Genomic DNA, 14,319 nt, shown 5'->3' with positions numbered 1-14,319 from the left:
GGGGGTTTCCTGAGGCTGGGCTGATCAAAAAAACCACTACTAAGGTGAGTAGGGTGACACGAGATTTTTGTAAGATCTTCAATAAAGTTACTCTGATTGGGTTGACTTAAAGGTGATAGATTTACCTCTGGGGTGAGTCAAGACAGCCATCTCTTTTTCAGCTTGGGTCAAGCGCCATTCCCCCAAAGTTAGAGCTTGTTTGGCCACCATCCTAGTGGACTTGCCGGTATGAAAAAAAGCTTGCTCCACGGCCTCCATGCGAGTGATACCTAAATATCTCCAGCGACGAAGATCAGCCTCATACGGAATGACTACTGGCTTGCTTTGAGGTGCCTGGGTTGCTGGTTTTATCTCTATTGAGTGAATACTCACTTCTATTTCATCTATTGCCTCATATAGATCACCTCTCTCAAGTTCCCATTCGCTCTGAGATAACTCAAAGTCTTTCTTGAGGGCCAATAGCTGATTTTGTAGGCCACTTATTTCCCTTTCAGCACCAGATTTATTAAGGTCAAAATAGAAAAATAGGCTGCCCCCGCAGATGAATAAGAGGGCGCCAAGGATCCAAATCGGATTGAAATGAAGCCTATTTAAATCAAAGGATGTGGCTAGAAAAGAGGGCTTTGGGGTCTTAGTTTTAGGTGGAAAATCCTCCCTGGGGGGAGAGGACGATTTTCGAATGCCGTGGGGGTCTGGAATGGCAGGGTCATCCCCCAGCTCACTCAGAATGTCATCAAAAGATTGGGGGGAAATGTGGCGTGGAGGCATGCCATATTGTTTGCCCTGGGGATAGTAAAAACGATCAGGTAAAGCAGAATTGAGCGTCAGAAAATTCCACCCCGAAATCTTTCAAACAAGGGTTTTGGAGCTTTCGGGAAAATTGCGTAAGCACCCTATAATTTGAATCTATGGCCCTACCCCCAAAAGACAAGCCGCCCTTAAATCGGCGGTTTAACCGACAGCCTGATAGACGTCCTGGTCAGCCTAGAGCGGAGCATGCCTCATCCAGAAAATCCGGAAGCAATCCCCTGATTAAGGCGCTACTGATTATCAGTATGGTCTTTGCAGTGGTAATTACATTGTTGCTGGGATATGCCTTCTTAATAGCAAAGCCGAATTTGCCGAAGATCTCGGCGCTGGTCGATTACAACCCCAAAACACCATTACGTATCTACACGGCCGATAAGGTTCTGATTGGTGAGTTCGGGGAGGAGCGCCGTAAGGTGATTCCATTGAATGAAATCCCCATGAGCATGCGTAATGCAGTTTTGGCTATTGAGGATGATCGCTTTTACTCCCATGGTGGTGTGGACTACGTAGGTATTCTCAGGGCGGCACTCACCAATTTACGTGGCAATCTCTCTCAAGGTGCATCAACCATTACGATGCAAGTAGCTCGAAACTTCTTCTTAAGTAATGAGAAGACCTTTAGTCGCAAGATTTACGAGGTTCTCCTATCTTGGGAAATTGAGTCTCAATTGAGCAAAGACAAGATTCTCGAGATTTACATGAATCAAATCTTTTTAGGGCAAAGGGCTTATGGATTTTCTAGTGCAGCCCAAATTTATTTTGGTAAGGAATTAAAAGACATCACGATTGCTGAATCGGCGATGTTAGCTGGCTTACCAAAAGCGCCATCAGCCTATAACCCAGTAAGTAACTTCCGTCGTGCCAAGATTCGTCAGGAATATATTTTGCAGCGGATGCGTGATTTGTCGTACATCACTCCCGAGCAGTATCAAATTGCTATGGCAGAAGAGTTGCACATTCGCGGTCTTGGAAATGAATTTAGTACCCGCGCTGATTTTGCTTCCGAGATGGTGCGTCAATTACTGTTTACGCAATACGGCGAAGCAATTTATTCCCAGGGTATCGATGTCTACACCACGATCTTGAAGGCAGATCAAGATGCGGCATATAAGGCAGTGCGTCGCGGTATTTTTGAATATGACTTGCGTCACGCTTATCGTGGTCCAGAGGGATTTATTGATTTGCCAGAAGATCACGTCAAGCGTCAGCGCGCGATTGATGAGGCCTTGTTGGCATACCCCCAGCTAGATGATTTGCAGTCCGGTGTTGTGCTTGATGTCAAGCCAAAAGAAATGCAAGTAATGATTTCAACGGGGGATACGATCACGCTCAAAGGTGAAGGCATGAAACTTGCCGCCGCCTCTTTAACAGATAGCACTCAACCCAAAAAACGCTTACGGCCTGGCGCCATTATTAGATTGCTTTCGGATGGTGGCGTTTGGAAGTTAGCGCAATTGCCGCAAGTTGAAGCGGCCTTTGTCTCTATGAATGCCGAGACGGGCGCGATACTTTCCTTGGTAGGTGGTTTTGATTTCCGTCGCAATCAATTTAATCACGTCACTCAGGCTCAGCGCCAGCCAGGATCTTCATTTAAGCCATTTATTTATGCTGCTGGAATTGAAAAAGGTTTTTCTCCAAGCACGATGGTGAACGATGCGCCGCTATCTATTGGCAGCATGGAAACTGGTAGCCAAGCTTGGGAGCCAAAGAACTACGATGGCAAATATGAAGGCATGATGCGCTTGCGTACCGCTTTAGCTAAATCGAAGAACTTGGTATCTGTGCGACTCATTCGCGCAATCGGTCCATCATATGCGCAAGAATATATTCAGCGTTTTGGTTTTGAGAAAGAGAAGCATCCGCCTTACTTAACTATGGCTTTGGGTGCGGGCTCTGTTACTCCCCTGCAAATGGCATCCGCTTACAGCGTGTTTGCTAACGGCGGCTACCGCGTAGATCCATTCTTAATTAATAAGATGACGGATTCTAAAGGAACGGTTTTATTTGAAGCTAAGCCTACCCATGCTCGAGAAGATGCGCCTCGCGTGTTGGATGCAAGAACTGCTTTTGTAATGGATAGCATGTTGCAAGAGGTTACTAAGACCGGAACTGCTGGAAGTGCGAGAGCGAAATTGGGTCGCAGTGATATCGCGGGTAAAACAGGTACAACCAATGATTCTCATGATGCTTGGTTTGCGGGATACAACCCAAAGGTAGTGGCTATTGCTTGGATTGGATTTGATAAACCGACAAGCTTAGGCGATCGTGAGACGGGCGGCGGTCTTGCTTTGCCAATGTGGATTTCTTATATGAGTACTGCGCTTAAGGATGAGCCACAACAAGGTCGGGAAGTGCCTGCGGGCGTAACTCAAGTTGATGGCGATTGGTTTATTCCGGAGTTTTCTAATAACGGCGGTGTGCACGAACTACAGTAGTTCGTTTTAGCAATGGCAAGGCAAGCGCGCACCATTATTCCCGGCCAAGCGATGCATGTCATGGTGCGTGGCAATAATCGAGAAATACTTTTTTTTAATGATGCGGATCGCCGCATCTATCTAGATTGGTTGCGAGAAGCTGCAAAGCAATTTGGGAGTGCGGTACACGCCTTTGCTTTGATGCCAAATCATGTTCATCTATTGATAACCCCCCAAAACGCGGATTCGCTTGCAAAAACGATGCAATCTCTAGGCAGGCGTTATGCCCAGTATTTCAATCAACAGCACCACCGCTCAGGAACTATTTGGGAGGGGCGCTATCGCTCCTCACTAATAGACCCAGATTATTTTTTGCGCTGCCAACGCTACATTGAGTTAAATCCTGTGAGGGCTGGTTTTGAATCTAGCCCCCAAGATTCCACGTGGACCAGCTTTGCTTCCCATATCGGTGGAAATGCAGAGCCTTGGTTGGTTGATCACCAGCACTTTTGGAAGTTAGGTAATACGCCTTTCGAGCGCCAAATGACTTGGGCTGCCTTTGTTAAAGAGGGTGCACCCCACTGGGAGGATCGCCAAATTACCGAGGCGCTAGTGAGATCTAAGCCTTGGGTGAGCGATATTTACGCCCAAAAGCTATTTAAAGACAATCCAGATCAGGTATTAATTCGACATCGTGGCCGCCCTAAGAAAATAATATCAATTAATTCAATAGCTTAGATAATTTTTTCAAGATTGGGTAAGTTGCTGTTTTGCCTTAAATTAACGACTCTGTCCCTTTTATAGCAATTCATTTTGGTGCTGACCTGATTTAAATGGGACAGACTCATTTTATTTCTATTGCATCAGCATGGGTATTCACCTATATTGGATCCTCCAAAAGTAATCAGGCCCCAAGGGCACACGGAAATACCATGACTACACAAATGAATACAGATCTTCGTCCAATCGCACAGGGTCTCTACGATCCACAAAATGAGCATGATGCTTGCGGCGTTGGATTCGTCGCCCACATCAAGGGCAAGAAGTCGCATGAGATTGTTGCTCAGGGATTGAAAATTCTTGAGAACTTAGACCACCGGGGCGCAGTTGGTGCTGACCCATTGATGGGTGACGGCGCTGGAATTTTGATTCAGGTTCCCGATACTTTGTATCGCGAAGAAATGGCTAAGCAAGGTATCGAATTGCCACCGTTCGGTGAGTACGGCGTCGGCATGATTTTCTTGCCTAAGGAGCATGCCTCTCGTTTAGCTTGCGAGCAAGAATTAGAGCGCACTGTTCGTCTAGAAGGTCAGGTTGTATTGGGTTGGAGAGATGTACCCATTGATGTGAAACTGCCAATGTCTCCAACTGTACAAATGACAGAGCCATTTATCCGTCAAATTTTTATTGGACGTGGCCGCGACATCATGACAACTGATGCGCTTGAGCGTAAGTTATATGTGATTCGTAAAACTGCAAGTCATGCAATTCAAGATTTACATTTAAAGCATGGCAAAGAATATTTTGTTGCTTCAATGTCCGCTCGCACCATTGTTTACAAGGGTTTGCTGTTAGCCAACCAAGTGGGCGCATATTACAAAGATTTGCAAGATCCACGTACTGTATCTGCATTGGCATTAGTGCATCAACGCTTCTCAACAAATACTTTCCCAGCATGGGAATTGGCTCACCCATACCGCATGATTGCGCACAATGGTGAGATCAACACTGTTAAAGGTAACGTCAACTGGGTAAATGCACGCGAAGGTGCTATCAGCTCTCCAGTGTTGGGCGATGATCTTAAAAAATTATGGCCACTGATTTATCCAGGTCAATCTGACACAGCTTGTTTTGATAACTGCTTAGAGTTGTTGGTGATGTCAGGTTATCCATTGGCACAAGCCATGATGATGATGATTCCAGAAGCGTGGGAGCAACATGCATTGATGGATGAAAACCGCCGCGCATTCTATGAATACCATGCAGCAATGATGGAGCCATGGGATGGCCCAGCCGCTATGGCATTTACAGATGGCCGCCAGATTGGCGCTACTTTGGATCGCAATGGTTTACGTCCAGCGCGCTACTACGTGACTGATGATGACTTGGTCATCATGGGTTCAGAAGCTGGCGTATTGCCGATTCCAGAGAGCAAGATTGTTCAAAAATGGCGCTTGCAACCAGGCAAGATGTTCATGATTGATATGGAGCAGGGTCGCATTATTGATGACGTTGAATTAAAAGATGCCGTTTCCAAAGCGAAGCCATATAAGAGTTGGATCGATGCGGTGCGCGTGAAGCTCGACGAAGTTGATGCAAGCAAAGACGACTTGGTAGATGAAAAAACCACGATTCGCCCAGCAGCTAAATTATTAGATCGCCAGCAAGCTTTTGGTTACACCCAAGAAGATATTAAGTACCTCATGGCGCCAATGGCCATGAATGGCGAAGAGGCGATTGGCTCAATGGGTAACGATAGCCCATTAGCCGTGCTCTCTAATAAGAATAAGCCACTCTATAACTACTTCAAGCAATTATTTGCGCAGGTGACCAATCCTCCGATTGACTCCATCCGCGAAAACATGGTGATGTCTTTAGTGTCTTTCATTGGGCCTAAGCCGAATTTGTTGGACACCAACAACATCAATCCACCAATGCGCTTGGAAGTCAGTCAGCCGATTTTAGATTTTGACGACATGACCAAAATTCGTCACATCGGTCACTACACCAACGGTAAGTTCCGCTCATATGAGTTAGATATTTGCTACCCAGCTTCTTGGGGCAAAGCAGGTATTGAAGCTCGCTTAGCATCTTTGTGTGCCGAAGCAGCTGATGCGGTTCGCTCTGGTTACAACATTTTGATCGTGAGCGACCGTCAGGTTGATGAACAGCATGTGGCTATTCCTGCATTGCTGGCAACTTCAGCGATTCATCAGCACTTAGTGGAAAAAGGTTTACGTACTAGCGTTGGCCTCGTTGTTGAAACTGGTAGCGCGCGTGAGACCCATCACTTCGCACTCTTGGCTGGCTATGGCGCTGAAGCAGTTCATCCGTACTTGGCAATGGAAACTTTGGCTGAAATGGCTAAAGGTTTGTCTGGCGATTTGTCAGCAGAAAAAGCCGTAAAGAATTTTGTCAAAGCAGTTGGTAAGGGCTTGCAAAAAGTGATGTCCAAAATGGGTATCTCTACTTACATGTCCTACACCGGCTCACAGATTTTTGAAGCGATCGGCTTAAACAAAGACGTTATTGACCATTACTTCAAAGGTACTCCATCTAATGTGGGTGGTATCGGTGTATTCGAAGTAGCTGAAGAAGCATTACGTATGCATCAGTCAGCATTTGGTAATGACCCAGTGTTAACCAATATGCTCGAAGCTGGTGGTGAGTACGCCTTCCGTATTCGTGGTGAGAACCATATGTGGACTCCAGACACGATTGCGAAATTACAGCACTCCACTCGTATTGGTATCGACAAGGGTTATCAAACCTACAAAGAGTACGCCAACATCATCAATGACCAAACTAAGCGTCAGATGACATTACGCGGCTTGTTTGAGTTCAAGATTGATCCAGCTAAAGCAATTCCTTTGGATGAAGTTGAATCCGCAAAAGAAATCGTCAAACGTTTTGCAACGGGCGCGATGTCTTTAGGTTCGATCTCTACTGAAGCTCATGCTACTTTGGCAATTGCTATGAACCGTATTGGCGGTAAGTCCAATACTGGTGAAGGTGGTGAAGATCCAAATCGTTATGTCAATGAGCTCAAAGGCATTCCTATTAAGAAGGGCGAGACCTTAGCCAGCATTTTGGGTGATGATGTTGTTGAAGCAAACATTCCTTTGCTTGATGGCGATTCATTGCGCTCCAGAATTAAGCAGGTTGCTTCAGGTCGTTTTGGTGTGACTACTGAATATCTTCGCTCCGCTGATCAGATTCAGATCAAGATGGCTCAAGGCGCTAAGCCAGGTGAAGGCGGTCAGTTGCCGGGTGGCAAAGTGTCCGATTACATCGGTAAGCTGCGCTTCTCCGTGCCAGGCGTTGGTTTGATTTCTCCTCCTCCGCACCACGATATTTACTCTATTGAAGATATTGCCCAGTTGATTCACGACCTGAAGAACGTGAACCCAGCTGCTGATGTATCTGTGAAGTTGGTTTCTGAAGTGGGTGTTGGCACGATTGCTGCCGGTGTTGCCAAAGCGAAAGCGGATCACGTTGTGATCGCTGGACATGACGGTGGTACAGGCGCATCACCATTGTCTTCTATTAAGCACGCTGGCTCCCCATGGGAATTGGGTTTGGCTGAAACTCAACAAACATTAGTACTCAATGGTTTGCGTAGCCGTATTCGCGTACAAGCTGACGGTCAAATGAAAACTGGTCGTGACGTCGTGATCGGTGCATTGTTGGGTGCAGATGAATTTGGCTTTGCAACAGCGCCATTGGTTGTTGAAGGTTGCATCATGATGCGTAAGTGTCATTTGAATACCTGCCCAGTTGGTGTTGCGACACAAGATCCAGAATTGCGTAAAAAGTTCTCTGGTAAGCCAGAGCATGTTGTGAACTTCTTCTTCTTTATTGCGGAAGAAGTACGCGAGATCATGGCTCAACTCGGTATTCGTAAGTTTGATGATTTGATCGGTCGCGTTGATTTCTTAGATACCCGTAAAGGTATTGAGAACTGGAAAGTACATGGCTTAGATTTCAGCAAGATTTTTGCTGAACCTAATGTAGCTAAAGATGTTCCGCGCTACCAGATCCTGACTCAAGAGCATGGCTTAGGCAGTGCGCTCGATAACATTCTGATTGAGAAGAGTGAGCCTGCATTGCAACGTGGCGAGAAAGTTTCTTTCATTGTCCCAGTGAAGAACGTGAACCGTACTGTTGGCGCAATGCTCTCCGGTGAAATTGCTCAACGTTATGGCCATGCTGGTTTGCCTGATGACACGATTCATATTCAATTGAATGGTACCGCTGGTCAAAGTTTCGCGGCCTTCTTGGCACGCGGCATCACTTTGGATTTGGTTGGTGACGGTAATGACTACGTTGGTAAGGGCTTGTCTGGTGGACGTGTGATTGTGCGTGCTCCACACGAGTTCCGTGGCGATACAGCCAAGAACATCATTGTTGGTAACACTGTTCTCTACGGTGCGATCGGCGGCGAAGCCTTCTTCAATGGTGTGGCTGGTGAGCGTTTTGCAGTTCGTAACTCTGGTGCGACTACTGTAGTTGAAGGCACTGGCGATCATGGTTGCGAATACATGACTGGCGGCACTGTAGTGGTATTGGGCGCAACTGGCCGTAACTTTGCAGCAGGTATGAGCGGCGGTATTGCTTATGTTTATGACGAAGATGGCCTTTTCGAAAAGCGTTGCAATACCAGCATGGCGACTTTGGAAAAAGTGTTGCCATCCGCTGAACAGATTGCCAAGGTGCCTCAGTCACAGTGGCATGCCCCTGTTGATGTGAAGGATGGTGGCGAGCGTATGACTGATGAGCAAATTCTGAAAGGTTTGATCGAGCGTCATTTCCGCCACACCGGTTCAGAGCGTGCAAAAGCACTCTTAGCTGATTGGGAAAATGCCCGCGGCCGTTTTGTGAAAGTGCTGCCTACCGAGTACAAACGTGCTCTTGGTGAGTTGTGGGAAAAAGCGCAAAACAAAACTGTTGCAGCTTAATCAATATAGACATTAAGAAAAGATACTAAGGATTCGATATGGGTAAGGTCACTGGATTTATGGAGTTTGAGCGCGTAGATGAAACCTACGAAGCTCCCGTTAAACGCCTCCATCACTACAAAGAGTTCGTTGCGGCATTAACGGATGATGAAGCCAAAGTACAGGGCGCACGCTGTATGGATTGTGGCATTCCTTTTTGTAATAACGGTTGCCCTGTTAATAACATCATCCCTGATTTCAATGACTTGGTATTTCATAGTGATTGGAAGAATGCATTAGATGTTTTGCAATCAACCAATAACTTCCCGGAGTTCACTGGCCGTATCTGCCCAGCACCTTGCGAGGCTGCGTGTACCTTAGGAATCAATAGTGACGCGGTTGGCATTAAGTCAATCGAGCACGCCATTATTGATAAGGGCTGGGAAAATGGTTGGGTTAAGCCGCAGCCATCCAAAACCAAGACCGGCAAGAAAGTTGCCGTTGTTGGCGGCGGCCCTGCAGGTATGGCGACTGCACAGCAATTGGCGCGCGTGGGTCATGACGTTACCGTATTTGAAAAGAATGATCGTGTTGGCGGATTGTTGCGCTACGGCATTCCTGATTTCAAGATGGAAAAGTGGCTGATCGACCGTCGCGTTGAGCAAATGCAAGCCGAGGGTGTGAAGTTTGAGACTGGCGTATTTGTGGGTAAAGAGGCAATTGGTGCTGAAGTTAAAAACTATTCCACAAAAACCGTTTCACCTGATCAGTTGATGAAAGATTTTGACGCTGTTGTGATTAGCGGTGGATCTGAGCAGCCACGTGACTTGCCAGTCCCTGGCCGCGAGTTGAAGGGCGTTCACTACGCTTTGGAATTCTTGATTCCACAGAACAAAGAAAATGCAGGCGATTTCAAAAACGAAATTTCTGCAGCTGGTAAGCATGTAGTAGTAATTGGTGGTGGTGATACTGGATCTGATTGCGTTGGAACCTCTAATCGTCATGGCGCAGCCAAGATTACTCAGTTTGAATTGTTGCCACAGCCACCAGAAACTGAAAACAAGCCTTTGGTATGGCCATATTGGCCGACTAAGTTACGTACATCTTCTTCGCATGAAGAAGGTTGTGAGCGTGATTGGTCTGTTGCTACAAAGCGTTTTGAAGGTAAAGACGGCAAATTGGAGAAATTAATCTGTGTGCGTTTGGAGTGGAAAGACGGCAAGATGTCAGAAATGCCAAATTCTGAATTCGAGATCAAGGCAGATTTAGTGTTCTTGGCCATGGGCTTTGTGTCACCTGCAGCTCAGGTTCTCAATGCCTTTGGCGTTGAAAAAGACGCTCGCGGCAATGCAAAAGCCACAGTTGATGGCCAAAATGCGTATCAAACCAATGTTCCAAAGGTATTTGCTGCTGGTGATATGCGTCGCGGACAATCTTTGGTGGTTTGGGCGATTCGTGAGGGTCGTCAAGCAGCCCTGGCAGTCGATGAGTATTTAATGGGGTCTTCTGTTCTACCGCGATAATATCGAGGATATGAACAGTAGCCATTCCAACTCGATGGAAGTGAAGCAAAAAACCTCTAGCGGTGGCCATGGCGAAGTTGTAGTTCAAATTAAGGACGTCAACTTTTCCTATGCCCCGGGTGAGCGACAAATTTTATCGGGACTCAATATGGAGTTCCGTCGCGGCCAAGTTGTTGCAGTGATGGGTGGTTCTGGTTGTGGCAAGACAACTATTTTGAGATTGATTGGTGGTCAGTTCGCCGCGCAGTCTGGTCAAGTTTTATTTGAAGGCCATGACATTGGCAAAATGAACGGCGGCGAATTGATGTCAGCCCGTCGCCGCATGGGAATGCTCTTTCAGTTCGGAGCGCTCTTTACCGACCTGAGTGTTTTTGAAAATGTTGCCTTTCCTTTGCGTGAACACACTGATTTAAGTGAAGAACTATTGCGCTCTTTGGTTCTCATGAAACTCAATGCAGTGGGTTTGCGTGGTGCACGGGATTTGATGCCTGCGCAGATTTCTGGCGGCATGGCACGTCGTGTTGCTTTGGCAAGAGCGATTGCACTTGATCCTCCCTTGATCATGTACGACGAGCCCTTCGCCGGCTTGGATCCGATTTCACTAGGAATTACTGCACGCTTGATTCGGGATTTGAATCAAGCTCTGGGCGCAACGAGCTTATTGGTTACACATGATGTTGAAGAAACATTTGAAATTGCCGATTATGTTTATTTCATTGCCAATGGCCGCATTGGTGCCGAAGGTACGCCAGAAGAGTTGAGTCGATCAAGCGATCCTTTTGTGCGTCAATTCTTAGATGCTTCACCGGATGGTCCTGTACCTTTTCACTATCCAGGCCAAAGCCTTGCAGAAGATTTTGGGGTGAGCTTGAAATGAGCATCCTAAATAAAGCCTTAGATCTTTTCGGCGACCTTGGTTTTTTTGTTCGTCGCAACTTAACCAGTCTTGGTCTAGCTGCACGCATGTTCGCTGCAGTGATTTGGCGCTCAGGCTTTTTATTAAAAAGACCTCGCTTAGTTTCTGATCAGATTCTGTTTGTTGGAAATCACTCATTTGTGATCATTGCGGTATCTGGTTTATTTGTTGGATTTGTTTTGGGCTTGCAGGGTTATTACACCCTCAACCGTTATGGTTCAGAGCAGGCGCTGGGTTTATTGGTTGCCTTGTCGCTGACACGTGAGCTGGGCCCGGTCATTACGGCTTTGTTATTTGCTGGTCGCGCTGGCACATCCCTGACCGCAGAGATTGGTTTGATGAAAGCCGGTGAGCAGCTCAGTGCCATGGAAATGATGGCGGTAGATCCATTGAGTCGCGTGATTGCGCCGCGCTTATGGGCCGGCATTATTGCGATGCCAATTTTGGCAACGATCTTTACGGCTGTTGGTGTGATGGGTGGCTACTTTGTCGGGGTTCCCTTAATTGGGGTTGATTCTGGCGCCTTCTGGTCACAGATGCAGGGCGGGGTAGATCTCTTCTCTGATATTGGCAATGGCCTGATTAAAAGCTTGGTATTTGGTGTGGCGGTGACCTTTATAGCGCTGTATCAAGGCTATGAAGCAAAACCTACACCTGAGGGCGTATCGCAAGCCACCACTAGAACAGTGGTGATTTCCTCCTTATCGGTTTTAGCGCTGGACTTCTTGCTGACTGCAATGATGTTCTCGAATTAGAAAGAATAAACTGGGACTCTTATGAGAAAAAGTGCAATTGATGTTTGGGTCGGGATCTTTGTAGCCATTGGCTTGCTGGCTGCTTTGTTTCTAGCATTGAAGGTCGGCAATATGAATGCCGTTTCATTTGCGCCTACTTACAAAATTTCTGCGCGTTTTGACAATATCGGTGGATTAAAGCCACGCGCACCAGTCAAAAGTGCGGGTGTCGTTGTTGGTCGCATTGCCAATATCTCCTTTGATGACAAGACCTATCAAGCTACCGTCACCATGACAATTGAGGATGCCTATAAGTTCCCTAAAGATTCTGCGGCCAAGATTTTGACTTCAGGTTTGTTGGGTGAGCAATATATTGGGCTTGAGGCTGGCGGCTCTGATGACATGTTGCTCGCTGGGGATAAGATCACTCAGACGCAGTCCGCAGTGGTTCTTGAAAATCTGATTAGCCAGTTTTTATATAACAAGGCTGCCGATAGCGGTAAAGATAAGGGCGCTGAAAAATAATGCAGTGGCTTGTGAGAATTAAACGTCTCGTGCTGCTTGGCTTGGTGGCTGTCATGGTGGGTTGCGCCTCTATTCCTGCTGGAGTGGAGCCTTCTCCACATGATCCGTGGGAGCCGTTTAACCGTTCCGTTTTTGAGTTCAATGAAGGCTTAGATGCCTATTTACTCAAGCCGGTAGTGGCTGGCTACCGTTTTGTCTTGCCAGAGTTTGTGCGAGACGGCATCTATAATTTCTTTAGTAACTACAGTGATATCTACACTGCACTGCAGAACCTGTTGCAGGGCAAGCCCGACTATGCCTTTAGTGACTTGATGAGGGTGGTGGTCAATACCACTTTTGGTTTGGGTGGCTTAATTGATATGGCAACGCCTGGCGGCCTACCAATGCATAAGGAAGATTGGGGCCAAACCTTTGGTGTGTGGGGTATTCCCTCCGGCCCTTATGTTGTTTTGCCATTATTTGGGCCAAGTAATGTGCGCGACACCTTTGGAACGGCGGCCGACATGGAGTCTGATTACTTATTTAGATTGCTGCCAGATGTTGCGCTTCGTAACAGTATTACTGGTTTGCGCGTGGTGAATGCGCGTAATACGTACTACGAGGCAGGTGACCTATTGGATGGCGCTGCAATCGATAAGTACAGCTTTATGCGAGATGCCTATATTCAGCGACGTGAATATCAGATTAACGAAGGGCGCGACGATAAAGAGCCCCTTATGCCGGTTTACGAAAACCCCTACGAATAAAGGCGATCAAGCCTAAGCTGATTTCCTTTAAGGGCTAAAATGGGCTCCAATGACCAGCATTAATCGAGGACGCATGAAAAGCCAAAAAACCATTAAAAAATACTTTTCAGTATTGCTATCAAGTCTGTTTTTGTTTGCCGGCAGTGTTTCTGCTCAAGCAGTTGACCAGTCCACGCCCGACGGTTTGATTAAGACCGTAGTTTCTGATGTGATGGCTTCTGTAAAGTCTGACCCCGAAATTCAAAAAGGGAATATTCCACGCATTGTTGATTTGGTAGAAAAGAAAATTGTTCCTTATACCGATATGCGCCGCACAACTGAAATGGCGATGGGCCCAAATTGGAAAAAAGCAACCCCAGAGCAGCAAGCCCAATTGGTTGGCGAATTTAAGAATTTACTAATTCGCACTTACTCTGGTGCTTTAAGCCAATTGCGTGATCAGACCATCCAATTTAAACCTTTGCGTGCTGCTCCAGATGACAAGGAAGTGGTAGTCAAAACCGTGGTAATTGGTCGTGGCGATCCAGTGCCGCTTGACTACCGCCTGGAAAAAACAGCCAATGGCTGGAGGGTCTATGACATGAACATCATGGGCGTTTGGCTGGTTGAGGCTTATCGCAATCAGTTTGCAAATCAAATTAGTCAGAATGGTGTTGATGGTTTGGTGAAGTTTTTGCAAGACCGAAATAAACAACTTGCTGCTGCTAAGCCAGCAAACTAAAGATAAATACAAATGCCATTTTTATTGCCCGCTTCAGTGACACAAGATAATGTGTTGCAGTTAGAAAAAGATGGCTTACTGAATTTAGCTGCGCTAAGAACGATTGACTGCGGCAATCTCAAAGACTTTGATTCCACAGTCTTAACTATTTTATTGGCATGGCAGAAAAAATTACAAGCTGATGGACAGCAGATTTCGGTGCAAAATGCACCTGAAAAATTAACTGTATTGGCTGGCGTATATGGTGTTGCCGAGCTGCTAGGTTTGTCATAG

General features: G+C 46.6%; 11 protein-coding genes. 10 read left to right on the top strand and 1 reads right to left on the bottom strand.

Annotated features, from left to right (window positions below; all coding sequences use genetic code 11):
• Window positions 1-87: 87 nt before the first annotated feature.
• On the bottom strand, window positions 88-768 hold the full coding sequence (locus ICN11_RS05605) for a hypothetical protein (RefSeq protein ID WP_216229539.1): 681 nt from the start codon (window positions 766-768) through the stop codon (window positions 88-90).
• A 140-nt stretch (window positions 769-908) separates the two neighbouring features.
• Here ICN11_RS05605 and ICN11_RS05600 point away from each other — a divergent pair, with 140 nt between their 5' ends.
• From ICN11_RS05600 to ICN11_RS05555, 10 genes are all read left to right on the top strand, one after another.
• Window positions 909-3,245 (top strand): penicillin-binding protein 1A, encoded by a 2,337-nt coding sequence (locus ICN11_RS05600; protein WP_216229538.1) that lies wholly within the window; start codon window positions 909-911, stop codon window positions 3,243-3,245.
• 12 nt (window positions 3,246-3,257) lie between these two features.
• Window positions 3,258-3,962: a transposase gene (locus ICN11_RS05595; protein WP_216229537.1), complete on the top strand. Its 705-nt coding sequence runs from the start codon at window positions 3,258-3,260 to the stop codon at window positions 3,960-3,962.
• A 194-nt stretch (window positions 3,963-4,156) separates the two neighbouring features.
• On the top strand, window positions 4,157-8,902 hold the full coding sequence (locus ICN11_RS05590) for a glutamate synthase-related protein (RefSeq protein WP_216229536.1): 4,746 nt from the start codon (window positions 4,157-4,159) through the stop codon (window positions 8,900-8,902).
• A gap of 38 nt (window positions 8,903-8,940) precedes the next feature.
• The gene (locus ICN11_RS05585) at window positions 8,941-10,404 is read left to right on the top strand and encodes a glutamate synthase subunit beta (RefSeq protein WP_216229535.1); all 1,464 of its coding nucleotides are present in this window, start codon (window positions 8,941-8,943) and stop codon (window positions 10,402-10,404) included.
• A gap of 10 nt (window positions 10,405-10,414) precedes the next feature.
• A complete protein-coding gene (locus ICN11_RS05580) occupies window positions 10,415-11,281 on the top strand; it encodes an ABC transporter ATP-binding protein (protein WP_370623605.1) in 867 nt (288 codons plus the stop codon).
• On the top strand, window positions 11,278-12,075 hold the full coding sequence (mlaE, locus tag ICN11_RS05575; RefSeq protein ID WP_216229534.1) for a lipid asymmetry maintenance ABC transporter permease subunit MlaE: 798 nt from the start codon (window positions 11,278-11,280) through the stop codon (window positions 12,073-12,075). The genes ICN11_RS05580 and mlaE overlap by 4 nt, the downstream gene beginning before the upstream one ends.
• A 21-nt stretch (window positions 12,076-12,096) precedes the next feature.
• Window positions 12,097-12,579, top strand: coding sequence for an outer membrane lipid asymmetry maintenance protein MlaD (mlaD, locus tag ICN11_RS05570; protein ID WP_015420274.1), 483 nt, complete (start codon window positions 12,097-12,099; stop codon window positions 12,577-12,579).
• Window positions 12,579-13,325, top strand: coding sequence for a VacJ family lipoprotein (locus ICN11_RS05565; protein WP_216229533.1), 747 nt, complete (start codon window positions 12,579-12,581; stop codon window positions 13,323-13,325). Before mlaD ends, ICN11_RS05565 begins: the two co-directional genes overlap by 1 nt.
• A gap of 73 nt (window positions 13,326-13,398) precedes the next feature.
• Complete coding sequence (locus tag ICN11_RS05560) at window positions 13,399-14,046, top strand: phospholipid-binding protein MlaC (RefSeq protein WP_216229532.1); 648 nt, start codon at window positions 13,399-13,401, stop codon at window positions 14,044-14,046.
• A gap of 12 nt (window positions 14,047-14,058) precedes the next feature.
• Window positions 14,059-14,319: a lipid asymmetry maintenance protein MlaB gene (locus tag ICN11_RS05555; RefSeq protein ID WP_216229531.1), complete on the top strand. Its 261-nt coding sequence runs from the start codon at window positions 14,059-14,061 to the stop codon at window positions 14,317-14,319.

The sequence above is a fragment of the Polynucleobacter sp. 78F-HAINBA genome (genome assembly GCF_018882325.1).
Lineage (GTDB): Bacteria > Pseudomonadota > Gammaproteobacteria > Burkholderiales > Burkholderiaceae > Polynucleobacter.
This window is presented reverse-complemented; position numbering and strand designations above follow the sequence as displayed.

Excerpts from the sequence above, each read along its gene's own strand:
- mlaD (WP_015420274.1), top strand. The coding sequence starts at position 12,097 with ATGAGAAAAAGTGCAATTGATGTTTGGGTCGGGATCTTTGTAGCCATT.
- ICN11_RS05600 (WP_216229538.1), top strand. The coding sequence starts at position 909 with ATGGCCCTACCCCCAAAAGACAAGCCGCCCTTAAATCGGCGGTTTAAC.
- ICN11_RS05580 (WP_370623605.1), top strand. The coding sequence starts at position 10,415 with ATGAACAGTAGCCATTCCAACTCGATGGAAGTGAAGCAAAAAACCTCT.
- mlaE (WP_216229534.1), top strand. The coding sequence starts at position 11,278 with ATGAGCATCCTAAATAAAGCCTTAGATCTTTTCGGCGACCTTGGTTTT.
- ICN11_RS05565 (WP_216229533.1), top strand. The coding sequence starts at position 12,579 with ATGCAGTGGCTTGTGAGAATTAAACGTCTCGTGCTGCTTGGCTTGGTG.
- ICN11_RS05585 (WP_216229535.1), top strand. The coding sequence starts at position 8,941 with ATGGGTAAGGTCACTGGATTTATGGAGTTTGAGCGCGTAGATGAAACC.
- ICN11_RS05595 (WP_216229537.1), top strand. The coding sequence starts at position 3,258 with ATGGCAAGGCAAGCGCGCACCATTATTCCCGGCCAAGCGATGCATGTC.
- ICN11_RS05555 (WP_216229531.1), top strand. The coding sequence starts at position 14,059 with ATGCCATTTTTATTGCCCGCTTCAGTGACACAAGATAATGTGTTGCAG.
- ICN11_RS05605 (WP_216229539.1), bottom strand. The coding sequence starts at position 768 with ATGCCTCCACGCCACATTTCCCCCCAATCTTTTGATGACATTCTGAGT.
- ICN11_RS05560 (WP_216229532.1), top strand. The coding sequence starts at position 13,399 with ATGAAAAGCCAAAAAACCATTAAAAAATACTTTTCAGTATTGCTATCA.
- ICN11_RS05590 (WP_216229536.1), top strand. The coding sequence starts at position 4,157 with ATGACTACACAAATGAATACAGATCTTCGTCCAATCGCACAGGGTCTC.